The following is a 26,159-nucleotide window of genomic DNA, read 5'->3' on the forward strand; positions in this document are numbered from 1 at the left end:
TTCCCTCTTTTCTAATTTAAATCTTTCCCGCTGAAAACAGGCCCATCACAGCATGTTCTTTTATTTCCGCTTTTTGTCTTGCAGGTACATACAAGACAGGCTCCTATACCGCATGCCATTCTTTTTTCCATTGATACATAAACAGGCACTGATTTTTTTCTGCACATGTCCAAAACTTTCATCATCATCTTTTCAGGTCCACAGCACAAAACACAGTCATAATTCTCGGGAACAAATATATCGGTAACATATCCCCTCTTTCCCTCATTGCCCTGTTCAACGGAACAGTACACATTATCTGCAAATTGCCCAATTTCATCAATCATATATGTATGTTCTCTGAATCCTGCATATACATCAAGTACCAGTGACTTGTCATGTTTCTCCTTCAACTTTTCTGCAAAATATAAAAATGGTGCAATTCCAATACCTCCTGAAACAACAGCAACTTTCCCACAGGCGGAAGACATATCAAATCCATTTCCAAGAGGCCCCATGACTTTTAACTTGTCACCTTTATTTAAGTTGCACAGCATCTCAGTTCCCTTTCCTACAACCTGATACAGGAACACAATTTTTTCACCATCAAGGTAATTTATACTTACAGGCCGTGAAAGCATTGGCTCAGAATCCCATGACCTTAGCATATAAAACTGTCCTGGAACTCCTCTGAAGCTTCCCGCAAGTTCAAGTTTATATACGTTATCTCTCACATTGACATTTTTTATTACTTCACAGGAAGCATATTCAAGTTTATCTTCCAATTTTGCCCCTCCATTTTCGAAAATCATATTTTATTCTCCAGAAATACTCGTTACCTCTTTCAAAATATCATCTCTCATTTTAATTACTTCACGCCTTGAACATTCCTCATATTTTTTATATCCATCTTCATATTTTTTATATGCCATAAGTATTGCTCTTGATGAATTCACAACTCCACCATTTCCATCTTTTAAATACACTGCAACATCTGATGCCGCGCCTCCCTGAGCTCCGTATCCGGGTATAAGGAAAAATGTAGTGTCCATCTCTGACCTCAGCTTTTTTCCTTCGTCCTGATAAGTACACCCCATTACTCCTCCAATTGAACTGTACCCGCATTTTCCAAGGAAATCTCTACCTTTGTAATTTAAACTTTTTCCAAGAACATCATAAACTTTTAAATTATTATCGGTTTCTAGATATTGTATATCCTTTGCTCCCTGATTTGAAGTTCTTACAAGAACAAAAACACCCTTTTCATTATTTTTCATATATGGGAAATATGCTTCCAGAGAATCAAGTCCCATGTATGGACTCAATGTAACAAAATCACTTTCAAAGTCTCCAGTAAAATGAGCTTTTGCATACATATCAGCAGTTTTCTTGATATCTCCCCGCTTTATATCCGCAATGGAAATACAACCTTTTTCCCTTATATAATCTAGTGTTTTTGAATATACGATCATTCCCTCAATTCCAAGTGCTTCATAATATGCAATTTGTACTTTGTAGCAGGCACAAACATCAAATGTACTATCTATTATGTTCTTATTATACTCAAGTATGGCATCTGCCACACTCTCATATTTTCTTGTAAATTCTTCAGGCATATATTCAATTGATGTATCAAGTCCGACACATACATGTCCTTTTTGTTTTACGCTATCATATAATTTATCTATTATCATTATAAAATTATTCCTTTCACTGTATAATCATATTATAAAATCATCATAAGTTTGATATGACTCGTCACAATAATTGCATCTGTACTCACCTGTTTGCTCATCTGCAAGATAAAATTCCTGAGACAGGTTTTTTTCTATAGAAGTTATGCATCTCGGATTTTTGCACTTTATTATACCGCGAATTGTCTTTGGAAGTTTAAGTTTAAGCTTTTTTTCTATGTTTTCATCCTTTATTATATTTATTGTTATGTTTGGATCTATAAAACCAAGAACTGCAAAATCAAGTTCAAGCTTGTTTTCTATTTTTATTATGTCTTTTTTTCCGATTTTTTGACTCTGTGCATTCATTATAAGCGCCACAGAATAATCAGCCTTGTTAAGCTTCAAATAATTAAATATCTTTATGCCGTAACCAGCTTTTATATGATCTATCACAATTCCATTCTTTATACTCGTAATCTTAAGCAAAAATACTCACCATCCTTTTTTATATTCCAAGAAGTTTCAGTATAAGAGACTGCCTCGCATATACACCGTACTTTGCCTGTTTAAAGTAGTACGCTCTCGGATCATCATCAATCTCATAAGATATTTCATTGACTCTAGGAAGAGGATGAAGTACCATCATGCTTTCAGGAGCATTCATCATTTTCGACTTGTCTAGAACATAACTGTCCTTGAGCCTTATATATTCTTCTTCATTGAAAAATCTTTCTTTTTGAACTCTTGTCATATAAAGTATGTCAAGTGACCCTATAGCATCTTCCAGCTTCTGTGTTTCACTATACTTCAAATGATTTTTTTCCATTTCTTTTTTTACATAATCAGGTACTTTCAATTCCCTTGGAGATATCAAAGTAAATGTATTGTTTTCATACATAGACATGGCTTTTATAAATGAATGAACTGTTCTTCCAAATTTCAGATCACCGCAACAACCTATTTTTAAATTTGAAAGTGTCTTTTTTACTGATCTAATTGTAAGAAGATCTGTCAATGTTTGAGTTGGATGCTGATGCCCGCCGTCACCTGCATTTATAACTGGAACTTCCGAATACATGGATGCGAGTTTTGGAGCTCCTTCCTTTGGATGCCTCATTGCTATTACATCAGCATAACAGCCAACTATCCTTATGGTATCCTCCACACTCTCCCCTTTTGTTACGGAAGTTGAATTTGGTTCCGAAAATCCTATTACCTTTCCTCCAAGCCTCAGCATTGCAGTTTCAAAGCTAAGCCTTGTTCTTGTACTAGGTTCATAAAATAAAGTAGCAAGTATTTTTTGATCACATGAATGTGAAAATTTGTTTGGATCTTTTATTATCTCATCCGCAAGATTAAAAATTTCTTCAAGTTCGTCTTTACTAAAATTCTTTATATCTATAAGATGTCTTCCTTTTAACATTCGACACTCCTCCTTCTTAGCCTCTCGGTGCTAAATTTAAAGGTATAAAAAATGCCTTCTCAAACGAAGGCATAATTACACTATCTAAATAATTTTTAAACAATTTAAAAATTACACCTTCCAAATCTCACAGGACTTGTTTAAAGGTAATATTTAATTGTTATAAGGATAGCATATACCTTAAGTAAAGTCAATATAAAAATAGTTTATCCAAAAAAATAAAAAGCAGTCACGCCAGGCGGACCGCTCTTTATTTTCGCTATACATAATAGGGGGAACTATTATTCAGCTTTCTTTAAGGCTACACCTTAAGATATTATTTATTTTATAAGTTTTATGTTACAACTTAATGACATATTTATTAACTATGTATTAATTATTTCATTATCCACGAGGTGCATACATTATTATACAAACACCGACGATTGCAACAGCGCCGCCAATCAAATCAAATCTGTCAGGAACTACATTATCTATCTTCCAGCCCCATAAAATTGAAAGTGCTATAAATATACCTCCATAAGCTGCATACACTCTTCCAAAATTAACACCTTTAGGCTGAAGTGTAGGTATTATTCCGTATATTATAAGGCTCAAAGCACCTGCAGCAGCATAAAGTATACTTTTTCCGTCCCTGAGCCACATCCATACAAGATATCCTCCTCCAATCTCAAACAGACCTGCAACAAGAAAATAAAATACAGACTTGATAATTTCCATAAAAAACAAAACCTCCTCATATAAAGGAACTAAATAATATAATAGTATTATAAGTCTATAATATAATTTTTCACAATGCATTTATTAACTCTGGGAGGTATGTTATGTTTTTACAAAAATATTTTAGTACATTAATTGAAAATATAGATGAGGCTGTACTAGCAGTTGACAAAGATGGACGCCTTACGATTATAAACAAAACGGCACAGCAGCTATTATCAATTTCAAAGGAAAACATAGGCAGCTATGCACCGGATGTTGTTCATGGAACAAAACTGACTCAAATCTTAAAAACAGGGGAATATAATTCAAATAAAACATTGATTGTAAACGGCAGAAGGCTTTCAGAAAACATAATACCCTTGATTACAGATGGTACTATTCTAGGAGCTTTGTCTATAATCAGACAAAGCACGAATCATATAAACACTGTACCCATAGACAACGAAACTTATGTAGACATACTTGATACCATAATGAATACTTTAAATGAATGTATTGTACTTGTTAATCAAAACGGCATAATTACCATGATGAGCAAGGCATACAAAAACTTTTTAAACTGCAGTAACCCAGAAGGTAAAAAAGTTGTAGACATAATAGAAAATACAAGACTTCATGAAGTAATAAAAAATGGGAATACAGAAATAGGCACCATCCAGGAGATAAAAGGAAATAAAATGATTGCCATGCGTGTTCCCATAAAAAAGGGGAATAAAATATTAGGTGCTATAGGAAAGGTAATGTTTAAAGATATCAGTGATTTTTATACTTTGAGCAAGAAATTAAACAATTTGCAAAAAGAAATAGAATTTTATAAAAATGCACTTAAAAAAGAGAAAAAAGCTAAATATTCCATTGAAAACATAATAGGAAATTCTCCTAAAATAAAGAAAGTAAAATCCCTTGCCCTAAGGGTTGCAAAAACTAATTCAAATGTTCTAATAACAGGTGAAAGCGGCACCGGCAAGGAGCTCGTAGCACACGGTATACACAATGCAAGCAATAGATACCTTGCTTCTTTTATAGAAATAAACTGTGCTTCCATTCCCCCTGAATTATTTGAATCAGAGCTATTTGGATACGAAGAAGGTGCCTTTACCGGTGCCAAAAAAGGTGGTAAAAAGGGTAAATTTGAACTTGCAGATGGTGGAACTATATTTCTTGATGAGATTGGAGACATGCCACTTTATATGCAGGTTAAACTTTTAAAAGTCATTCAAGACAGGGAAATTCAAAAAATAGGAAGCGTCGAGTCAAAAAAAATAGATGTAAGAATTATATCCGCTACAAATAAAAATCTTGAAAAAAGCATCAAAAGCGGTGAATTCAGGGAGGATTTGTACTACAGACTCAATGTTATGAGAATAATGCTCCCCCCTTTGAGAGATAGAAAAGAAGACATACCAATTCTTGCAAACAGCTTAAAGATCAAAGTTGCAAATAGACTCGGTATATACGTTGAAGGCATGTCAAAAGAAGTAGTTCGCTGTTTAATGAAATATGACTGGCCTGGAAATGTACGTGAACTGGAAAATATTATAGAACGTGCTGTTAATATGCTTGATTCGGACCTTGTAATAAATCTCGAACATCTGCCTTCAAGGCTGACTGCAAACAACTTCAAAAAACCTATAAGCTCTGCAAAAGAAGGTTATTTAAAAGAAATTATTCAAAATATGGAAAAGGAAATTATCGCAGACTGCCTTGAAAAAAACAACTGGAACAAAAATAAAACAGCCCGCATACTTGGAATAAGCAGAGTCAACCTGTACAATAAAATAAAAACTTATAAAATTATGTAAAAAAAATTTACATGTTAAATATTTTTATAGTTCGCAAAAGCACTTTATTTATAACTTCAAAGCAATCATTCCCTAAAAGTGTATATTTTAAATACATGACATTTTTAAATATACCGTAAAATCACTGTTATATAACAATTATCACCTTTGGCATAATAATTGCCTTGTATATTATGGAATACAACAGCAATTGTGCTGGATTGTATTCAAACTATTATCGGGAGATGAATGTCATGAAATCAAAACTGATTTCTAAAAATCAGGCGGTAGGTCTAATAAAAAATGGCGATACTGTTGCAGTTGGTGGATTTGTCGGATGCGCACATCCAGAGGATATAACTGCTGAGATAGAAAAGGTATATTTGAAAAACAAAACTCCAAAAAATCTGACTCTTGTATTTGCTGCCGGTCAAGGTGACAATAGCACCAAAGGTTTAAATCACTTTGGTCATGAAGGATTAATAAAAAAAGTAATAGGAGGTCACTGGTCCCTTACCCCAAAACTCCAAAAACTGGCCGTAGAAAATAAAATAGAAGCCTATAATCTTCCTCAGGGAGTAATATCCCAGCTTTACAGAGACATTGCAGCAAAGCGTCCCGGTACCATAACCCATGTAGGCTTAAAAACTTTCATAGATCCTGAAATTGAAGGCGGCAAGCTAAATGATATTACAAAAAATGATATTGTGGAATCAATAAATATGAATCATAAGAAATATTTATTTTATAGATCCTTTCCAATAGATGTAGTCATTTTAAGAGCGACCTATGCGGATGAATATGGAAATACGACAATGGAAAAAGAAGCTGCCACACTTGATGCAACCGCAATGGCACAGGCAGCCAAAAATTCTGGTGGAATTGTAATTGTTCAAGTAGAGGATATTGTATCAAAAGGCTCGCTGGATCCAAAAAAGGTAAAAATTCCAGGAATATACGTTGATGCCGTAGTAATTGGAAATCGTGATAATCATATGCAGACTTTTGGTGAATATTACAACCCATCCTATTCTGGAGAAACTAGATCACCTATTGGCTCTGAAAAGTCAATGCCTTTAAATGAAAGAAAAGTAATTGCAAGAAGATCTGCAATGGAGCTTATTCCAAATTCCATAATAAATCTTGGAATTGGAATGCCTGAAGGCGTTGCCAAGGTTGCGGAGGAAGAAGGTGTATCCGACGAAATAACACTCACAATAGAATCCGGCGGAATTGGAGGCATACCCTCAAGCGGACTCAGTTTCGGAGCTTCAATGAATCCAGAAAGCATACTTGACCAGTCAAGTCAATTTGACTTTTACGACGGTGGCGGACTGGACATGGCATTTCTTGGGCTAGCTCAATGCGATAAATTCGGTAATATAAATGTAAGCAAATTTGGCACTAAAATTGCAGGCTGTGGTGGATTTATAGACATAAGCCAAAATGCCAAGAAAGTTGTCTACTGTGGTACCTTCACAGGCGGAGGATTGAAAACTTCAATAGAAGATAACAAATTGAAAATACTGCAGGAAGGCAAATTCAATAAATTTGTAGATTCAGTACAGCAAATTACCTTCAGCTCCGAATATTCTAAAAGTATAAATCAGCAAGTAATTTATATTACAGAAAGAGCGGTATTCGAACTTAAAAACTCAATGCTAATATTAAAAGAATTTGCCCCTGGAATTGATATCGAAAAGGACATATTACAACACATGGATTTCAAACCTATTATATCAAATGATTTAAAAGTCATGGATTGCAGAATATTTATGGAAAAACCCATGGGAATTAAAAATAAAGCTATTGCTTAATACAATTATATAAACCCCGTATAGTCATCGGGGTTTATATAATCTAAAGTTCTATTTAATTTGCAATCTTATAACTGGTATTTGTCAATTTGAAAATCTTTTTCATTCCAGGTGTAAGGTATACTTTCTTGTCAGAAGTTACAAATAATGCATCTATATTTTTATGTGACTTTATGAGCTTAAGTCCCTTGTCGACTCCAAGAACATAAAGACTGTTTGAAAATGCATCTCCATCTATGGAATAATCCGATACTATAGTTGTTGCAATCACTCCATTTTTAGATGGATATCCTGTCAGAGGATTGAATATCTGACCATAAGTTTTCCCATCCTTTACAAAAAATCTCTCATAGTCACCTGCCGATACAACAGACTTATCTGTGTTTTTTATGATTCCTATATATGATCCATTTTCTCCAAGAGGATCCTGAACACCGGTTCTCCATGGACTTCCACTAGGTTGACTCCCTACATCATATACATTTCCTCCTAGATTTATAATTCCGGATTCAATACCATATTTATCACATATTTTTTTCAGCTCATCTGCACAATATCCTTTGGCTATACCGCCAAAATCAACTCCCTGGCCATTCTGTCTGAGCTTGATAGTTGAATTTTTTTCATCAATAATCATATCCTTGTAATTAACAAGTTTTTTCGTTTCCTCAATCTCATTCTTGGTTGGAACTTTCTGATGGCTCGTGCCTATTCCCCACAAATACGTAATTGGTTCTACTGTTGCATCAAATGCACCATTGGAAATTTCAGCATGCTTATACGCTTTTTGAGCCACATACAACACATCACTGCTTACCTTTACAGCATTTTTACCTGAATTTTCATTTATCCTTGAAACCTCACTATTCGGCAAAAATATAGACATTTCATTCTCAATCTTTGAAATGCGCTTAATCGATTCATCAACAGCCTTCTCTGCATTCTTTCCATAATATTTAAGACTTATTACAGTATCAAGTGCAACAGTTTGCTTGGTTACTGGCTTTTTACTTGTTTTGTTGAAAAATACTATACCAAACACTATACAAATCACAATTACTAAAACACATACTATAGTTTTTCTAGAATTCATATCTCTTACCTTTCTAGGAAATTTTTTTATAACAACTCAAACCCTTTTTATATATTCTCCATAATTCGAAAAATTCCTCCCAAAATAAAAATATACAGCTGAAATTTCGTCATAAACTGCAAAATTCCAACTGTATTTTAATTTCAATTACTATATTATTTTAAGAACATTTCAATGTCATCTTCTGCATTTCCTATTCCTGCTATTCCAAAATTATCTACAAGAACTTTAGCTATATTTGGTGAAAGAAATCCCGGAAGTGTTGGTCCAAGATGAATATTTTTCACTCCAAGGTATAAAAGTGCAAGTAGTACTATTACAGCCTTTTGCTCATACCAGGCTATATTGTAAACTATAGGAAGCTTATTTACATCATCAAGTCCAAATACTTCCTTTAATTTAAGTGCAATAAGTGCAAGAGAATATGAATCATTACATTGTCCTGCATCCAGCACCCTTGGTATTCCACAAATATCGCCAAGCTTCAACTTGTTGTATCTGTATTTTGCACATCCTGCAGTAAGTATTACAGTATCCTTTGGAAGCTTTTCTGCAAATTCAGTATAATAGCTTCTTGATTTCATTCTTCCATCACAGCCCGCCATAACAAAGAATTTTTTTATGGCACCTGACTTAACCGCCTCAACTACCTTGTCTGCAAGAGCAAATACCTGATTGTGTGCAAATCCTCCAACTATCTTTCCACTTTCTATTTCTGTTGGTGCAGGAAGTCTTTTTGCATGTTCTATAATTTTGCTGAAATCTTTCTGACTTCCATCTTTTCTGTCTCCTATATGCTTGAATCCCGGATATCCTGCTGCACCTGTAGTATATACTCTGTCTTTATAACTTTGCCTTGGTGGTATTATACAGTTTGTCGTAAACAATATAGGTCCATTGAATGTTTCAAATTCTTCATTTTGTTTCCACCATGCATTTCCATAGTTTCCTATGAAATTGGAATATTTCTTGAAGAATGGATAGTAATGTGCTGGAAGCATTTCTCCATGAGTATAAACATCTACTCCCGTGCCCTGTGTCTGTTCCAGAAGTTCTTCCAAATCTTTAAGATCATGCCCTGATATAAGTATTGCAGGATTGCTGCCAACTCCTATGTTTACCTCTGTTATTTCCGGATTTCCATAAGACGCAGTGTTGGCAGAATCCAGCATTGCCATTGTATCAACACCGAACTTACCAGTTTCAAGCGTCAATGCTACAAGCTCATCTACAGTCAATGTATCATCCAGTGTAGATGCCAAAGCCTTTATTATAAATTCATTAACTTCTTCATTTTCTTTTCCAAGGTTAAGTGCATGTTCTGCATATGCCGCCATTCCCTTGATCCCATATGTTATCATTTGCTTAAGTGAACGTATATCTTCATTTCCTACAGCAAGTACGCCCACTTCCATTGCCTCTGATTTTTCTATTATTTCTTTATCGGTTTTCACTGAAAACTCGCATGCATCATGAAGTTCTCCAATGTCCACTCCTCTGTCTAGAAGTTCATTTTTTATTTTATCTCTAAGCTCAAGAGCTTCCTTTATTTTCTCGAGGAAATCAGCATCATCAAAATTTGCATTTGTAATTGTCATAAAAAGACCGTTCAGCATAAAATGATTTGCCTCTGAAAATTTGATTCCCTTTTTTAATGCTTTATCTTCAAGAAGTGCAATTCCTTTTAATGTATACAACATCAAGTCCTGTAAATTCGAAACCTTGTCTACCTTTCCACATACGCCTCTTTTTGTACAGCCTTTTCCTCCGGCTGTTTCCTGACATTGATAACAAAACATGCTCATATAAAATCCTCCTATTTTATCTTTAAAGTAACTTTTACACATATAAATTTTTCTTCGACAATTACATAATATAATATTATTTTAATAAATTCCGTAACATAGGGTACCATTACTAAATATTTTATTTTTTAAGCAACAAAAAGACATCCATTAAGGATGCCTCGAAGTCCAGATAAATTATTTTTATCTTATTAAAATTCAATATTTTTTAATAACTTTTCCATAAGTTCTAAAAACTTTTGTCTCTCAACTTCAGTATCAAAAGCCATTATTATTTTTTTGTAAAAGTCCCTTTCGAACTCTTCATGTTCTTTTTGTGCAAGCCTTCCCTCTTCGGTAAGTATTAATTTGTAAGAACGCTTATCGCTGCTGCTTATACCCCGTTTTATCAAATTTTTCTTTTCCATTCTGTTTATGGCACTTGTAATAGTACTTTTAGAAACATGAAGTCCATTTACTATGTCTTTTATAATTGCATTCTGTTTTTTAGAAACAATTCTAAGTATTCCTAGCTCTGTTGCATTCAAATTTTTTATTCTGCAAAACTTTGCCTGCATATCTTTATTGTTAATTTTCAGCATCATATAATGCCAAAGTTCACTTAACTTTTGAATTTGCTTTTCACTTTCAATATCCAAACAATCACTCCATCAACCTATTTTATGGAGCATGCACTAAGTGCAAAACTTTTATAATTTATTTTGGAAGCCTCAAAAACATGCAATCCACATTTTTCAAGCATTCCTTCAAGCTCTCTCATAGAATATATTCTATAGTCTCCAGTGCTGCCCCTTTTACAACAAAAATTAAGAAGCTGCCTAAATATAAATGGTGCCGTAGGATCTCCAATTATAAGAGTTCCCTTTGGTACAAGAACTCTCTTCATTTCAGATAAAACTTTTTCTGGATTCGGATAATGATGAAATGAAGCATTACAAACCACCATTTCAAAACTATTATCTTTCCATGGCATAAACTCAGAATCTCCTACTTTAAATTCAGCATACTTTCCAAGCTTCATTTTTGCTTTTTTTATCATATTTTCTGAAATATCCATTCCATAAAGTTTAGAATCACACTTTTGTCTTAAAATGGATAAAATATTTCCCGTACCGCATCCTACATCCAAAATAGATTCAGGATTTATCTTCTCTACTCTTCTTACAATTTCATTATACATTATTTTCACAAATCTGCCATCATGTCCATTCTCATAATCACACGCTTGTTTGTCAAAATTATCTTTAGAATTTCTTTTAAAGTTATCTTCTATATTCATTTTATCTCGTCTCCTTAAATTAGTTCGATTATAAAATAGTTTATTTATCGTACTAATTTAGTATAACATCCATATGATTTTAAATCAATTCCAATCATAAGACAAGTGAAATTATTCATCTTTTAAAATACAACTGTAACTTCAACACGCCATATTTATAAGAAGCTTCTATCTTTCCCATTTGGAGCTTCATAAACTCCCTTACAATTGAAAGACCAAGTCCTGAAGAGTTCATCGATCTTGTGGCATCTTTCTTGTACATCCTCTCAAAAAGTTTTTGTACATCTTCTTCATTCATATACTCACAATCATTTAAAATTCCTACATAAACATATTCATCTTCAGTTTTCATTTCAATTTTACAGTATGTATCTCCATAACGCAGAACATTTTTTAAAAGATTCATGAATATTCTAGTTGTAATCTTCTCATCAATCATGATAAGCGGTGTATTTTCATCAATATCAAGTTTTAAATCAATATGTTTTCTCTCAAAATCTTTGTGGAACATCAAAATGCTGTCACATAAAATCTGATAAATTGAGCATGAGGCAAATTCAACAGGATATTCTCCCGAATCAATTAATGAAAAATCGTATAATAAATCAATCATATTATTTAAAGCTTCAAGTTTGCACTTTACAGTTTTCATATACTGTTCTTTATCTTTTTCTGAAATCGAAAAATTTAAAATCACATCTATATATCCAATTACAGATGTAAGAGGTGTTCTCAAATCATGAGAAAAATCAGCCATCATACGTTTGTTTTCACGTCTCTCCCCTAAAACTTCCTTCTGAAGTTCTTTATAAACATCTACAAATTTATTTATTTCAGCTGCCAAGTTTTCAGTTGAACCATCCGGTGCCCCAATATACATTTTACTATTGGTCTCCGATATATTTCTATTTAACTCTTTAAGCTCTGATGTAAGAATTCTAACATTAGACCTCATAAAATAATACTTTATGAATAAATAGATCAATACCAATACCAAAATTACAAAAATATAAATCATAACTTCCTATCCTTTAGGCAAAATCCCTATTTCTAAAAATCACTTCTCCAAATGCCATACTTGCAATTATAACACAAATTCCAAATACCCAGCATTTCAAATCCGCTGCAGGATTGCCTGACATATAATTCAATGTATTATTATCCAATAGCTTACTTGGCATCCAGTTTATAACATACTCCAACATATATATTCTACCATATATCTCATACATCTTGCCATATATGACATTCAGAGCCCAACCAAGACCGCTGTATAAAAATAATACTAAAAGCATCGCCAAAACTTCTGAAATGCCATTTATACATAAAACGTATGCCAATATAATACTTGATGCAAAAATCGGGATTAAATTTGTAAATGCAACCATAAAGTTTGTAACAGTTGAATTGCAAACTAGATCAAAAATATAATTTCCGCTTAAAACAATAGTAACTATTGCAATCAAAGCCATAAAAATATTACCTATGATAGAAGCTACAAGCTTCGCCAAAAATACATCACTTCTTGAGTATCCAAATGATATTGTCTGTGCTATTTTATTTTTACTTTTAACTGTAAACACAAATACAACTTCAACACATAATACTATAATAAGCACACCCGCCGAAAGAAGATTAGAATAATAAAATTTCTGTGTGCCATATGAAAATCCCGGTTCATTAAATCTAAAATGCTGTAAAACCCATCCTGCACATACTATAATTCCAACTACTACCAAAATTATTACACGATAAGCCTTTGAATTCATTAAAGAATACATTTCACTTCTAATTAAGTTAATCATCACTGTCACCTCCTACAAGATTCAAAAAATATTCCTCAAGATTTTCAGACTTGACTGCCATTTCAAGTATGTCTATATCCTTCTCATTCAAAATACGATTTATGTTTTGTCTCTCTTCAATATGATTGTATATCTCAATATGCTTGTCTTTGAAAACCTTGTAATCTATATCTCTGAAAAAATTTTCAAGAACAACGCATGTCTTCCCTGAATCATTCGTATAAATTGAGATATATTCATGGCTTAATTTTAGAAATTCATCTTTTGACAAATCCTTTATAATTTTTCCGTCGTTTAAGAATACAAAACGTGTGGCAATAGACTGTAACTCTGATAAAATATGACTTGAAATCAAAATTGTAATCTTATGTTCTTGATTAAGTTTCAAAAAAAATTTACGCATATTTGCTATTCCTTCGGGATCCATTCCATTTATAGGCTCATCCAACAGCAAAAAATCTGGCGAACCCATAAGTGCAAGAGCAATCGCAAGTCTTTGCTTCATGCCAAGTGAATATTCTCGGAATTTCTTTTTAATCTGCTTTTCAAGTCCAACATCCAAAATAACCTTGTGAATTACATCCTTATCTGGAATGCCACGCTGCAATCTATAATATTCAAGATTCTGTACGGCATTTAATTTGTCAAAAAATACATTTGTTTCAATCATGGTGCCCATTCTATGTCTTGAGTTGTGTTTTCCATATGTTTCTCCAAACAAAGTTATATCTCCCTCTGTTGGAAACGCCTCATTTGAAATTACTTTGAAAAGTGTTGATTTTCCAGCTCCATTTTTTCCTATAACAGCACATATTTCACCCTCATAAAGTTCAAAATTTATATTCTCAAGAGCAGTTTGATTTTTATACTGTTTTTTTATATTTGTTACTTTTAAAATTGATTTTTTCATATTACGCCCTCCTCATACTCATTATTTTACATACTGTTTTTCAAGGACTCTTAAAAAAATCATAAATAAACCATAAATTTTAAATCTATGCCAAAGAGAAACCTATTCCCCAAACCGTCTTTATATACTCCTCGTCAGTAAATTTGGAAATCTTTCTGCGTATATTTGATACATGCATACTTATAGTATTATCACCACCGCGATAAACATCATTCCACAAAATCTCATACAGTTTTGCTTTTGAAAAGACCTGCTTTGGATGCTTCAGCATTATATAGAGAATATCAAACTCTGCATTTGTAAGATTCAGGTCATGTTCCCCAAATGTTACTCTGTGCTGACTTTTATCCATAACAATTTTCTTCCACCTGAAACATACTCCTTCATTAGTGCAGTTTTTTCTGAGTTGTACCTCGATTCTTGCTGCAACCTCCTCATTATAAAAAGGCTTTACAATATAATCATCCGCCCCAAGCCTCAGAAGATCTATCTTGTCACTCACCAGTCCTTTTGCAGATATTACAATCACCGGGATTGAGGACTTTTCCCTTATTTTTGAGAGAAGTTCAACTCCATCCATACCTGGAAGCATAATGTCCAGCAAAACAAGGTCAAATGATGAATTTTCAAGTCTAAGCTGTGCTTCTGTACCCGAAAAACAGCTGGTCGCATTATAACCATGTTTTTTAATTACAAGGCTCAAAATTTTATTTATATCATTATCATCTTCCACAATCAATATTTCAGCTTTCTTCAACTTTCTCATCTCCAAATTAATTTGTTATACACTCATGAATTTCATCCTCTTTCATGGTTTCAAGTTTATACATTCTATAACCATGTATTTTTACAGGCACCTTTTCAGCTTCATTTAAAGACTTCAAATCTTCATAAACAATGGCAAGCAAGTCTCCACTATGTGCACCTATAATGCCTATTCCTCCCGTGAGCTGCTTGAATTTTATCAAATCCGGGAGAATATCATACTTTATTCTATCACTATTTCTAATAATACTTTCCGTAGCTGCAAAAGCTATATCTTTTATGCTGTTTTTTCTAACCATCTCTATTAAATCATCAATATGAGCCAATGGCTTTATCTTATCTCTATTGAATTTCACAGTATCGACAACTTTGTTTCCCTCAAACACCATCAAATACATTTTTACATATTTTCCTAAAATTTCACTGTAAGTGCCTCTTTTATAATCAAATACAGTCATCTTATCAAAAATTATGCTATCTGTGGGCTCAACTTCAATACAAGCTTGAGACAGTTCCTTTTGATTGAACTTTCTATTGAACAGCTTAAGCAAAGCATAATATGTTGCACAAAGATCTGCAGTGCTGCTTGCAAAACCTTTACCAATTGGAATTTTTGAATTTATAACTATGTCAAGATTTTTTTCATATTTCTCGTAATTCCATGCTTTTAAAATTATATTTAAAAATTCACGACTTTTGGGATATTTATATTTATATACAGGTTTATTGCTTTCATACAAAATCACTCTTGTAATACAATTAACAGGACATGAAATAAGCACATCCATTCCCTTGAACTTTCCCTGAAGTATCTCTCCAATACTGCCGGGATAACTAGCAAAAGTTATCATGTTTTTCCCTCATCCAATTCAAATATTTTCAACTTCAATTACCAATATGCGAAACAGTCAACATTTTTATTCTAACAAATTATCAATTCATCTTCTATAGAATGATTTTCGCACAAAAAAATAAGCACCTGAGGGACTGGCTCAAAATGCTTATTAATTGTGTATAGGGAATTTATTTTTATTGCGACTCTGACTTTATTTTAATATACCTATATTAAATCCATATTAACTCATTGTTAAATTTAAATTTCGGCGTATAATAATTTAATTTGTGCACATTATAATTGTATAAAGACATCAATGTATCAATCTAGTGATATTTAATACCTGCATAAACTAAATATTATTCCTAAATATGTTGATGTGCTTTTCATACCGGGGATTATAAATCTCCGGTATTTTAAAATGAATACAATTATAGATAATACTATAAAAGGCCTTGATTTTACTCAAGGCCTTCTACCTTCTTTAGTAGAGTAATTCAATATTATAAAAATCAAAATATATCATATCTTTATCGATATCGTGTATTTTAACATATACATCCAAAAGTATTTTTAAATTAATTATACATTTGCTTTATACTTACATGTTATGCAGATACTTCTTAAAAGTTCCATATAGAAAATAAGCATTTGGGAATCACACTTCCAAATGCTTATTTTCTCTCTAAGGTATTATACCCTTAGGACACATATTTTATTCTATATGTAAAATATTTCTAAATCAAGTCTTTACTGTTAAGTTTATGTAAAAATATTCCATCGTGCTTTTAAAGTAACACTTCTTCCAATTTTCAATATTATGTTTATTAGATAAGAGTTTATATATTTATCAAGCCAAAATTAAGGAAGTGAACAATATATGGCAGCCTTATCAGTAGATTTTGACTCACCGCAAAGTGCTTCAGGGCAGTTAGTGACAATCACTGGAACTGTACCCATAGGAGTTAGTTTTGTAGAAGCAGTACAACTAGATGTTCTTAGAAGTGATACCACCCATGATTACTTTTCAATGACAGCTGTTTATGACAATTCAGCAGGCTCAGCAGTATTAAATGTCAACGATACTCTTAACATGGCTATCATCCCAAAACTTGAACAAAACGAAACTGTAACCTTGACAAGTTATGGATCATTGAATGCTCAGATAACTGAAGCTTAATTAATATAATATATAGATGGCCAAAATATAAATCACTGTTGGTCATCTATACAATCATTTTAAATTGGAAGTGATGTATTTGGATGCAATTACTCTTCCAGCAAATAAAAGTCTTACACTAAGCGATAAAATCCCAAATGGGAATATTCATAAAAATAATATAATCGTAGGCTGCAGCAATAAATTTGAATATCATAGTCTGCTTTATTTCGACATTTCATCATTGCCACATGATATTACAATATGCAGTGCTAAATTGACACTATTTAAATGCGATGGTTTTTATGATGATACTAGCTCTGAATTTATAATATATCCAATATGCAGCCACTTTAGCATATATACTACCTATCTTAGAATTCCTTCAGCAAATACATGCAGTGGAATCAAGTTCTATCCAATGACATCAAAATCCACAGTTGATGTAAATATAACCTCCATAGTTTCCTCATGGATTGAAAACTGTTCATCAAATAAGGGTATAATTATATCCGACATGTGGAACAATTGTATGGCAAGTTTTGGATCATCGCTGGCTAAAAAACAGGAAATGGTGCCTTTCATAACTATAACCTATACGCATAATAATACGTCAATCACTGAAAATAGTAGATCAAACTGCAATCATAACTTTGGTCTTGCTATGCAGATAATCAACACCTGCAATAACTGCAGTCCCTGTATTCCTTCTATTCCATCAAATCCCAGTATAATTGAAGTTATAGCAACTGGAAAAATTGAGAAATATTCCGTATTTGTGGTGATAATAGAAGTTATAATAACAAGAACTACTGGCAATATTAATAAATATTATGTTTCAGATGAATATAAAAACCCAACTGATACGGCAATGAGTATAAACAAAACATATTCAATTCCAATAGTACCTGCACTCGCTGTGGGAGATTCAATAACATCCGCAAATATCTACGGAGCCTATAAAGATTCCAATGATATTATTTACAGGAACTGAAATAAATATATTAATATACCACATTCTTGCTTGATAAAATGATTAAATTTGTTTTAAAGTATTATACTACTATTAAACCCAGCCATTTAATAATGATATATCCCTAAATTGCTGTTACAATATAGACATGCCTAGATTTCCAAATTCACTTAGAGAGAAATCACGCTGGCAATATAATACAGTAAATTCAGGAGGGGTTATAATGTTAAAAATTAAACATAAATTACTTTCATCCTTGATAATTGCGGCACCATTATTCTTAAGCTCAGGAATAACTACAACTGTTCATGCAAGTTCATTAGGCAACAAAGCCTGTAAATCCTGTATAACTTGTACTACTTGTGATTCAACAAAATCAGCTAATTGCACAGCTAACGGGATAAAATACGACTGTTCAAAACTCATTCAGGCCATTTGTCCAAATATTGTAAAATAATGTAACTTTATACTATAAAATAAAGCCCTGGATACCCGGGGCTTTATTTTATAAGTATATACATAGACTAACTTAATGGAGTAAATAGTTGTATCAACTATCATTCAACTGCTACACCTTTATTATATATCATATTGAAAACAATTACAAGCTATTGATATCAATGATAAAATTTTTCCTTAATTTAGTGTATTTTTTTGATCGTTTATAATATAATAGTATAGTATGTAGGTTGAGTGGATTACAAAGAGATTTGTAAGTCACAAATTCATGTTATAAGAGAAAAAACTATATACAAACAAGTAACTTTTGAAGGAAGTTACTTGTTATTTTCTTGTACTTTTATGCTTATTATTATATAATAAATGTTAAATAAATGGCAGAGTAGGTAATTATGGGTTACGTGCCTGAAAGACGGGGAGTTGCTTTTGGGACGAAGAACTATTTAAAGTTTGCCGTATGATTACTGCATCCCGCTGCTGCATGATGGAATTTTACTTCTCCTTTATGCGGCTGTATGAATATGCCGTATTTTCAAGGAGGATTTTTTTATGAAAAAAGAAGATTATACATCAATTATTTCGCTTCAATACTGGCACACAGCCTTCAGTGAATTGAGAAACCTAAGAACCATAACTTTTGCAGGGATAATCATATCCCTAAGTATTGCCATAGATTCATTTTATATCCCTGTAAGTGAAAGTCTTCATATTTCACTTACATTCATACCTTTTTCCATTGGAGCCATAGTATTCGGTCCAATAGTAGGACTATTTTCAGGCATGATCTTTGACATCTTAAATTTTGCAATACATCCTTCAGGAGTATTTTTCCCAGGATATGCCATATCTTCAATGCTTGAATTATTTATCTATGGTATTTTTTTGTACAATTGCCGGCTGACAATCTTAAGAATTTTTATGGCAAAGCTAATAACAAACTACGGCATTCATGTTTTTCTCGGTTCACTATGGAATAAAATTCTCTTTAACAAAGGTTTCATATATTTTTTTGCAAAGAGTTTAATAAAAAATACCATTATGCTTCCTATAGAGGTATTTGCATGTGTACTGCTGCTCCAAATTCTATTCCCGATACTTACAACTACAGGATCATTAAAAAATCAAAACTCCAGAACAATACCTTTTATATAAACATAATCAAGATAAAAAACATCGCTTTATTTATGTTAATAAAGCGATGTTAGTAATTTAAATTGTTATTTAGTTATAACCGGTTTTCCATCAGAATCGAGCAGTACTGTAAGTCCTCCAGAACTTCCATTTCCAACATACAGATAATTTACACCTGTTTCAGTATCCACTATTATGCGGTAACTTTCCATAACTCCCTGTGTATATCTAGCTTCAAAACGTTTTTCTCCCATGTAATCACCTCTTTTCAAAATTTAAAATGGCTTACTCTTCATGCATTTAAAACATAATATCATAGCTCAATGTACGAAACACCTGGCAGTAATTCTTAAATCCCATATCTCCTATAATGTAAATATTGGGCATGTAATCAAGTCTCACTCTTGAATACATGATTCGTTCCATCCCATTATCCATAGCTGTATGATTGCTTAAAGCCACATCTACTTTTTTATCAGCTGCCTGACTCATGAAATACTCCAAGGATTTTAGATACTCTTGTACTCCAGTCTTTGTCCATGGCGGTGTGGTACCTCCCCATAAGGCTGCCATATGAATTTTTCCCTTCTCCCTCACAGGAAAAATGTAACTTAAGCCACCCGGTGTGTGCCCTGGTGTGCCGTAAACATATATCGTCTTATCACCTAAAGTTACAGTATCTCCATCTTCAATATAAACATCAATTTTATAATCTTTCCAAGTTTCAGGTCTATCTGGCTTTGTTGGATGCTGCTGCCAAAATATATCGTCTACTTCAGATAGATATGTTTTTACATTATACTTTTCAACAAACCATTTTCCGCATCCTGTATGATCAACATGTCCATGTGTAACAACCAATTTTTTTATTTTGCGTGGATTCCACCCTACATCCCTAACAGCCTTAACTATTGCCTCAAAAGCTCTCTTTTCCGGCCAGATGGCATCTATTAGTATTAATCCATCACTTGTCTTTAATACAAAACAATTCGTCTGCTTTTGTGCAACAATTAGCAAATCGTCAAAAATCCTTGCATGGGTGAAAAACGACATATCTTCCATCTCTTTAATTGTTTCTTTAGTAAGTATTGGTTTGTTCAATCTATTCATTTAATATACACTCCTCTGTAAAATAATAACTTTATAGTTTCACAGAGGATAAACGGTTCTTCGGATGCATGCGTAAAAATATCTTCACTTTCTCACCTTCCCTAATAGTTATTTCTTTTTTATAGATTTTAAAATTTTCTCTTAAATGAAAATCTAATGCTATTGTATAATTTCATTATTCTATCAATATCTTTTGTATCAAAACTCATAATCATATTTAGTAAACTCCAACCTAATAAATTTATATATCTCAATCCAAAACATTGTATCCATTATTTTTTATGACATCTATGGCCTTCTTAAAATTTTCTTTTTTTACAAATATATAGTCTGTATTATACGTTGACACTGCAAATATTCCAATCTTGTTTTTGGCTAAAAGTGTGGATATTTTTGATAAAATTCCGATAAGGGAAAAATCCAGTATACCCTGTATTCTAAATCCTTTCCAACCATTATCACACTCTATTGTATCCTGCGGCACAAATTTTGTACTGCATACAAGAGATATTTCCTCGTCCGTTTTACCTATAAAACAGAACTCGTCTGAATAATCTATTTGCGACAAATTTTTGATTTTACATATAGAAAAATCTTCATCTATTATTTTTATGTCAAGCATATTATCATCCCTTTAATTAATAGTAAAATCTATCTTATTACATAAGTTTAATATACATATAATCTAAATGCAAACAGGCATCCTATTTCGGGATGCCTGCTTTTCAATATAAAATTCTAAAAGGGGACAATTATAAATCGTATTTTCTGGCAGTTGCACTTGAATTTATAGTGCCCTGCAACTACAGACACCAGTTTGGTAATTACCATTACTTTGTTTCATGTATATGTAAACACATTATTTTCATTTCTCTAAGGTACTAATTCCTTAGGACACTTATAAGTATATATGGTATTTGTTACGTCTTAGTGTCATATTTATTAACTATTTGTAAAATATTATCCCAAATACATGTAAATAAGTTAATTTTTATCAAACAACTTAGGATATAGATACAATATAATTCCAATTATCACTGCAAGTAAAACATAATTAATTAGATTGCTCTTTAATTTCAAAATCTGAAATGCTATAAATAATACTAGATATATAACTATGCAATTTATTATTGCGTACACTCTTTCTTTCTTCATACATCCCCACCTCTATATGCTTTTAATTCATGTAATCAGTCATTTTCAAACTTATCAATTTTCTTCCTTCCACTCAAAATATCACTTAACTTGTAATAAACAGGACTCAACAATACCTACTTTTGCAAGAACTGGTCTATTTGACAGTTCAATTCGCTCTGTCTACATAAATGAATTCAAACTTACTCGTCACTCAATGAATCAATATATTTTTTCGCCTCAATAAGTCCAATGCCAGTGGCAATCCTATATCTTTTAATAGCTTCAACCTTCCTGCCATCTGAAATAAGCTTTGTCAGTTCATCTTTCAGGTCATCCAAAATTCCTGCTTTCAAAGCAAGCTTGTTTATCATTATATTCATCCTTGAAATATTACTCTTCATTTCATATATACTGCTATATATCAAAAGTCCAAGTATTCCTATAAATATTGCCATAATTGTATAATTCATAATTCCAATCCACCCCACCAAAAATTTCGTTATATAAAGCAAGGAAAATACCAGTATTTATGTAATTCACTTGCATAAATTTATTTTACCATAATTTCATATTAAATTGTTGACCATAACATTATGTCATAGTGTACTATAAAAACATGATTTGAAATTAAATTTGGAGGTAACCAATGAAAACAGTAAAACAAGTCTCAGACTTAACAGGTATTAGTATACGTATGCTGCATTATTACGATGAGATAGGATTATTAAAACCAAGTGAACTTACCGATGCGGGTTACAGACTTTATGACGATAAAGCTCTTCAAACTTTGCAGCAAATTCTATTTTTTAAAGAACTTGAGATACAACTAAAAGAAGTAAAAAAAATCATAGATGCTCCCTACTCTGATAAATTGCAAGCTCTGGAGAGTCAAAAAAGTTTCTTATTGTAAAACGTAATAAATTGAATCAATTAATAAAGATTATAAATAAAACCTTAAAAGGAGATAATAAAATGAGTTTCAATGACTTTGATATGACTGGATTTTACAATGTATTAAAAGAATTCAAGACAGAGCAGAAAAATAAAGTAATTAGACTTTATGGAAGTATAGACAAATTCAATGAGATGATTGAAAAAATAAAATCTGTTGAATCAGACATCGCCAAAATGGCTGTGAAACAATATGGAAGTACAAAAAAATATGCTGAGATTGTAAAGAAAAATTTAAATAATAATCTGTCAATAACTAATGCTGAACAAATTGATAAGTTTAAAAAAGACTGCCTTTATGATAAAAATCCAAAATTAAAAGAGCTATATAAAAATCTTACAGCTGACTTAAGTAAAGATCCTTATTCAATTGAAATTCAACAAATCGCCGGCAAAATAACTACTGAAGCTAAAAAAGATTATGAAATTTTCAGAACAAATATGGGTGACTATTACTGGTATACTATGGTACGGCTTTACTTAATATTGCCTCAATGGATAGAAAAAGTTGATAAAAAATATGGAAATGGTGCATCTGAATTCATCGGAAAATCTTTAAAAATTTATTTGGGAGATTACGAGCCTAAACTGGAAACACTATATAAAAAACTTACAACTGATTTAGATAAATCGCCTTCATCAGATGAGGTTCAACAAATTGTTTCTGAGATAATAATTGGTACACAAGAACTTAATGAGTCTTTAAATATGGAAGTTGGAGATAATTACTGGAGTTATATAGCATATAAATACACGTCAGATCCTGTTTTAATAAAATCATTTGATAATAAATATGGTTGTGGTTCGTCCAAATTTATTGGAGAAGCTATAAAGTTCCATACCGAAAATTGAGATAACCTTTATGGTTGATTATGAATATAAGGCATAGATTTGCTGAGAAAGCAAATCTATGCCTTATTTAAATTACCGAATACTTTTCTATTGCATCGGAGACAAATTGTGCACAACCTTTTCCGCCTGCGTTGTCAATGCTAATTGTAAAATCTCCTCCACCAGCGTACATCTTACCAAGACTTTGAAGGATTTCAGGTGTGCATTTATAAAAATGCTTTGTAATATATTTCTGTAATTTTTTCACCTGATTTTGTACCTTTAAGTCATCAACTTCACAATCCATTAATTCACCAAATTCGACAAACAACTTCATCATATTCTGCGTAACTTTCTGTATTTCCTGGCCGCTCCTATTTTTATTTTTTTGCTCAAATTCTTTATAGGCACTGGTATTGCCCCATTCCTCTTTTGCTCTCTTTGCATATTCATCAATTTTAGTAGTATCAAACACCTTAAAATCCATTTTTCCCACTCCTGTTAACTTTATTCCACGAGCAAAATCAATAAGGTTCTCTAAATGTTCCTTCTTTAATGTCAATAACTCGATCTGCTGTTTTAAGGCTTTACTTCTATCAAAGCCATCGCTTTCAAGTATTTTTTTGATTTCTTTAAGTGGAAATTCCAACTCACGAAAAAGTAAAATCTGCTGAAGACTTTCAAGTGCAGCATCGTCATACTGCCTGTAACCAGCTTCAGTTACATAGGATGGATGTAATAATCCTATATTGTCATAATAATGCAAAGTGCGTATACTCACTTTTGACAACCTACTTACCTCATTTACCGTCATCATTTTTTTCCCTCCCTCTCGTGTAAGTATATAATAAACTATTACGTTACGTCATAGTCAATAGGGAAAATTTTTATATAAATCTACTTTGCCTACTTCTGTGACCTCTAGTTCTCTACTTATTGGAGATTTTTTAATCCAGCATAAATCAATCAATCCATCAGCAATTATATATCCTAATTTTCCGGCAATATGATCATATCAAAGTCTTGCATCTCTTAAAGCGTGCGAATGTATATATTGATTTAATGAATTTATTTTAGGTGATTTTGAAAGTTTCATAAGGAATTCAAGCAATTTTGCAATATCCTCATTAGCCAATTTAAAATATCTATATCTGCAATATACATACTTTTCAATTATTCCAGCGCTAACCATTTTAGATAAATGAAATGTTGATGTTTGTGGTTTAATCCCTGCTGTATCATTTGCCATAGGATCTGGCTTCAAAATAATCTTCTCCCAATTTATATATATTAAAAATTTCATTTCTATAATCATCGAAATAATATTGTTTTATAATTATATCATAAGTTAATTTAACCCGTTGTGCTAGAAGATAAATTTTGATAAATAGGATATATAATCCATAGAAATAAGCTAAAACAGCCCTAAGAACTTTATCCTATGCTTTTAAGAAAAATTAGCCAAATACTAGATGCTTAATTTTTGATATATTGGGATTAATATTAAATACTTTATTGATAAAATAACAAAGATTATGAGCTAAAATTTTGTTCGTTATTCTTGTTACTAATCCCCACATGGATTTGGCAAGTACCCTTTGTATATTCAGCTGACCGGATAATTGAGAAAAAGTTGTCTCAATTCTTCGTCTGGCTTTAAATATTGTCTGTCTGAATTCTTTTGAAAATTGATTTGCAGTTTTCTTTCTTTTCATGGCGATAAGATTGATTTTTGTTTCAGATTTTAGTTCTGAAATAAATCTATCTCCAATATATCCTTTATCCCCTATTATAGTTACCGGGGATAAGGATGATGTTAGATCCAATGCTGCTGCCCTATCATCAATATTAGCAGGAGTTAAGATAAAATCAGTTAAATATCCATCGAGTGCTGTAAGGGAATGCAATTTAAATCCATAGTAAGTTTCTTTCTTGGAAACACACCTGCCGTAGGCAGCCTCCGGCTTAAATGCTCTATGGAAATGTGCTCTCCCAAATTCACAAACTGGAATCGGCATACTGTCAATTATCCTGTACTGCTCATAAGTATACCTGAGGAACCATGTTATTTCTTGACGGATTTGCTCCATAACCTTATAAAGTGATTTTCTAGTTCTGTGGAATCTTGTTCTTGTACAAAATTCAGGGAATAAATCTTTTAAATTTCTGGTACAAAAACTGAGCCATGATTTCTCAGAATCAATAGAAAGAAGCTCACCAACCAGTGAAAGAGTAATTATTTCACTGTCGCTCATAATTGCTTTATCAATATTTCTGCGATTTTTAATATGTGCTGGAGTAACTTTGTGGTAAAAGTCATCAATTATTACAAATGTAACAGTAATAAAATCTTTAAGATTATCAATTTCTATAGTATAATCTTTCTTGAACTCTGGCATATATGTTTTCCCCCTATTGTTAAGATTTTTGGTGATTTTTTAATGATAAGGTAACATAATTGCCGGAGTTTTTCTATTTATAAATTATGTTAGTGAATTTAACTAGCACAACAGGTTA

At 32.2% G+C, this 26,159-nt stretch carries 28 protein-coding genes, 1 pseudogene and 1 riboswitch; of the genes and pseudogenes, 7 read left to right on the forward strand and 22 right to left on the reverse strand.

Annotated elements, in window-relative coordinates; all coding sequences use genetic code 11:
• Positions 1–11 precede the first annotated feature (11 nt).
• The 5 genes from AC4CVH_RS13835 to AC4CVH_RS13855 all read right to left on the reverse strand — a co-directional run bounded on the left by AC4CVH_RS13835 (position 12) and on the right by AC4CVH_RS13855 (position 3,798).
• The gene (locus AC4CVH_RS13835) at positions 12–791 is read right to left on the reverse strand and encodes a dihydroorotate dehydrogenase electron transfer subunit (protein WP_490788334.1); all 780 of its coding nucleotides are present in this window, start codon (positions 789–791) and stop codon (positions 12–14) included.
• Between the two features lie 3 nt (positions 792–794).
• Entirely contained in the window at positions 795–1,673 is an 879-nt protein-coding gene (gene pyrF / locus AC4CVH_RS13840) for an orotidine-5'-phosphate decarboxylase (RefSeq protein WP_490788335.1), read from the reverse strand.
• A 27-nt stretch (positions 1,674–1,700) separates the two neighbouring features.
• Positions 1,701–2,141: an aspartate carbamoyltransferase regulatory subunit gene (locus AC4CVH_RS13845; RefSeq protein WP_490788336.1), complete on the reverse strand. Its 441-nt coding sequence runs from the start codon at positions 2,139–2,141 to the stop codon at positions 1,701–1,703.
• A 19-nt stretch (positions 2,142–2,160) separates the two neighbouring features.
• Positions 2,161–3,078 carry an aspartate carbamoyltransferase gene (gene pyrB / locus AC4CVH_RS13850; RefSeq protein ID WP_490788337.1) on the reverse strand — a complete coding sequence of 306 codons (918 nt, stop codon included), beginning with the start codon at positions 3,076–3,078 and terminating at the stop codon, positions 2,161–2,163.
• 384 nt (positions 3,079–3,462) lie between these two features.
• On the reverse strand, positions 3,463–3,798 hold the full coding sequence (locus AC4CVH_RS13855; protein ID WP_490788338.1) for a YnfA family protein: 336 nt from the start codon (positions 3,796–3,798) through the stop codon (positions 3,463–3,465).
• 104 nt (positions 3,799–3,902) lie between these two features.
• Here AC4CVH_RS13855 and AC4CVH_RS13860 point away from each other — a divergent pair, with 104 nt between their 5' ends.
• Positions 3,903–5,603, forward strand: a complete 1,701-nt coding sequence (locus AC4CVH_RS13860; protein WP_490788339.1) for a sigma-54 interaction domain-containing protein — start codon at positions 3,903–3,905, stop codon at positions 5,601–5,603.
• Between the two features lie 233 nt (positions 5,604–5,836).
• On the forward strand, positions 5,837–7,399 hold the full coding sequence (locus tag AC4CVH_RS13865) for an acyl CoA:acetate/3-ketoacid CoA transferase (protein ID WP_490788340.1): 1,563 nt from the start codon (positions 5,837–5,839) through the stop codon (positions 7,397–7,399).
• A 55-nt stretch (positions 7,400–7,454) separates the two neighbouring features.
• On the opposite strand, the gene AC4CVH_RS13870 is transcribed toward AC4CVH_RS13865, so the two are convergent.
• From AC4CVH_RS13870 to AC4CVH_RS13910, 9 genes are all read right to left on the reverse strand, one after another.
• The gene (locus tag AC4CVH_RS13870; protein WP_490788341.1) at positions 7,455–8,492 is read right to left on the reverse strand and encodes an FAD:protein FMN transferase; all 1,038 of its coding nucleotides are present in this window, start codon (positions 8,490–8,492) and stop codon (positions 7,455–7,457) included.
• A gap of 155 nt (positions 8,493–8,647) precedes the next feature.
• The gene (gene hcp, locus AC4CVH_RS13875) at positions 8,648–10,297 is read right to left on the reverse strand and encodes a hydroxylamine reductase (protein WP_490788342.1); all 1,650 of its coding nucleotides are present in this window, start codon (positions 10,295–10,297) and stop codon (positions 8,648–8,650) included.
• A 191-nt stretch (positions 10,298–10,488) separates the two neighbouring features.
• Complete coding sequence (locus tag AC4CVH_RS13880; RefSeq protein ID WP_490788343.1) at positions 10,489–10,935, reverse strand: MarR family winged helix-turn-helix transcriptional regulator; 447 nt, start codon at positions 10,933–10,935, stop codon at positions 10,489–10,491.
• 17 nt (positions 10,936–10,952) lie between these two features.
• Positions 10,953–11,576, reverse strand: a complete 624-nt coding sequence (locus AC4CVH_RS13885) for a class I SAM-dependent methyltransferase (RefSeq protein WP_490788344.1) — start codon at positions 11,574–11,576, stop codon at positions 10,953–10,955.
• 115 nt (positions 11,577–11,691) lie between these two features.
• On the reverse strand, positions 11,692–12,594 hold the full coding sequence (locus tag AC4CVH_RS13890) for a sensor histidine kinase (RefSeq protein ID WP_490788345.1): 903 nt from the start codon (positions 12,592–12,594) through the stop codon (positions 11,692–11,694).
• A 13-nt stretch (positions 12,595–12,607) separates the two neighbouring features.
• Positions 12,608–13,381 carry a hypothetical protein gene (locus AC4CVH_RS13895; protein WP_490788346.1) on the reverse strand — a complete coding sequence of 258 codons (774 nt, stop codon included), beginning with the start codon at positions 13,379–13,381 and terminating at the stop codon, positions 12,608–12,610.
• Positions 13,374–14,291, reverse strand: a complete 918-nt coding sequence (locus AC4CVH_RS13900; RefSeq protein ID WP_490788347.1) for an ATP-binding cassette domain-containing protein — start codon at positions 14,289–14,291, stop codon at positions 13,374–13,376. Before AC4CVH_RS13900 ends, AC4CVH_RS13895 begins: the two co-directional genes overlap by 8 nt.
• Positions 14,292–14,376: 85 nt before the next feature.
• The gene (locus AC4CVH_RS13905) at positions 14,377–15,057 is read right to left on the reverse strand and encodes a response regulator transcription factor (protein WP_490788360.1); all 681 of its coding nucleotides are present in this window, start codon (positions 15,055–15,057) and stop codon (positions 14,377–14,379) included.
• A 7-nt stretch (positions 15,058–15,064) separates the two neighbouring features.
• The gene (locus tag AC4CVH_RS13910; RefSeq protein ID WP_490788348.1) at positions 15,065–15,907 is read right to left on the reverse strand and encodes a GHMP family kinase ATP-binding protein; all 843 of its coding nucleotides are present in this window, start codon (positions 15,905–15,907) and stop codon (positions 15,065–15,067) included.
• An 864-nt stretch (positions 15,908–16,771) separates the two neighbouring features.
• Between AC4CVH_RS13910 and AC4CVH_RS13915 the strand changes: the two genes are divergently transcribed.
• From AC4CVH_RS13915 to AC4CVH_RS13930, 4 genes are all read left to right on the forward strand, one after another.
• Positions 16,772–17,071, forward strand: a complete 300-nt coding sequence (locus AC4CVH_RS13915; RefSeq protein ID WP_490788349.1) for a hypothetical protein — start codon at positions 16,772–16,774, stop codon at positions 17,069–17,071.
• A 79-nt stretch (positions 17,072–17,150) separates the two neighbouring features.
• Positions 17,151–18,044 (forward strand): DNRLRE domain-containing protein, encoded by an 894-nt coding sequence (locus AC4CVH_RS13920; RefSeq protein WP_490788350.1) that lies wholly within the window; start codon positions 17,151–17,153, stop codon positions 18,042–18,044.
• A 202-nt stretch (positions 18,045–18,246) separates the two neighbouring features.
• On the forward strand, positions 18,247–18,480 hold the full coding sequence (locus AC4CVH_RS13925; RefSeq protein WP_490788351.1) for a hypothetical protein: 234 nt from the start codon (positions 18,247–18,249) through the stop codon (positions 18,478–18,480).
• Between the two features lie 378 nt (positions 18,481–18,858).
• Positions 18,859–18,961: riboswitch (THF riboswitch) on the forward strand.
• 70 nt (positions 18,962–19,031) lie between these two features.
• A complete protein-coding gene (locus AC4CVH_RS13930) occupies positions 19,032–19,634 on the forward strand; it encodes a folate family ECF transporter S component (RefSeq protein ID WP_490788352.1) in 603 nt (200 codons plus the stop codon).
• Between the two features lie 65 nt (positions 19,635–19,699).
• Here the strand turns inward: AC4CVH_RS13930 and AC4CVH_RS13935 are convergent, their stop codons facing one another.
• From AC4CVH_RS13935 to AC4CVH_RS13955, 5 genes are all read right to left on the reverse strand, one after another.
• The gene (locus AC4CVH_RS13935; protein ID WP_490788353.1) at positions 19,700–19,867 is read right to left on the reverse strand and encodes a DUF6440 family protein; all 168 of its coding nucleotides are present in this window, start codon (positions 19,865–19,867) and stop codon (positions 19,700–19,702) included.
• Between the two features lie 46 nt (positions 19,868–19,913).
• The gene (locus tag AC4CVH_RS13940; protein WP_490788354.1) at positions 19,914–20,723 is read right to left on the reverse strand and encodes an MBL fold metallo-hydrolase; all 810 of its coding nucleotides are present in this window, start codon (positions 20,721–20,723) and stop codon (positions 19,914–19,916) included.
• Between the two features lie 250 nt (positions 20,724–20,973).
• On the reverse strand, positions 20,974–21,345 hold the full coding sequence (locus AC4CVH_RS13945; protein WP_490788355.1) for an ACT domain-containing protein: 372 nt from the start codon (positions 21,343–21,345) through the stop codon (positions 20,974–20,976).
• A 362-nt stretch (positions 21,346–21,707) separates the two neighbouring features.
• On the reverse strand, positions 21,708–21,878 hold the full coding sequence (locus AC4CVH_RS13950) for a hypothetical protein (protein WP_490788356.1): 171 nt from the start codon (positions 21,876–21,878) through the stop codon (positions 21,708–21,710).
• Positions 21,879–22,060: 182 nt separating this feature from the next.
• Positions 22,061–22,330, reverse strand: a complete 270-nt coding sequence (locus tag AC4CVH_RS13955; protein ID WP_490788357.1) for a 50S ribosomal protein L7/L12 — start codon at positions 22,328–22,330, stop codon at positions 22,061–22,063.
• A gap of 176 nt (positions 22,331–22,506) precedes the next feature.
• Here AC4CVH_RS13955 and AC4CVH_RS13960 point away from each other — a divergent pair.
• Positions 22,507–23,663: pseudogene (locus tag AC4CVH_RS13960) on the forward strand (MerR family transcriptional regulator).
• A gap of 67 nt (positions 23,664–23,730) precedes the next feature.
• On the opposite strand, the gene AC4CVH_RS13965 reads toward AC4CVH_RS13960, so the two are convergent.
• From AC4CVH_RS13965 to AC4CVH_RS13975, 3 genes are all read right to left on the reverse strand, one after another.
• Entirely contained in the window at positions 23,731–24,459 is a 729-nt protein-coding gene (locus AC4CVH_RS13965) for a MerR family transcriptional regulator (RefSeq protein WP_490788358.1), read from the reverse strand.
• A gap of 198 nt (positions 24,460–24,657) precedes the next feature.
• On the reverse strand, positions 24,658–24,906 hold the full coding sequence (locus AC4CVH_RS13970) for a helix-turn-helix domain-containing protein (protein WP_490788359.1): 249 nt from the start codon (positions 24,904–24,906) through the stop codon (positions 24,658–24,660).
• 193 nt (positions 24,907–25,099) lie between these two features.
• On the reverse strand, positions 25,100–26,041 hold the full coding sequence (locus AC4CVH_RS13975) for an IS982 family transposase (protein ID WP_490787388.1): 942 nt from the start codon (positions 26,039–26,041) through the stop codon (positions 25,100–25,102).
• Positions 26,042–26,159 lie beyond the last annotated feature (118 nt).

The organism is Clostridium pabulibutyricum (assembly GCF_058242705.1).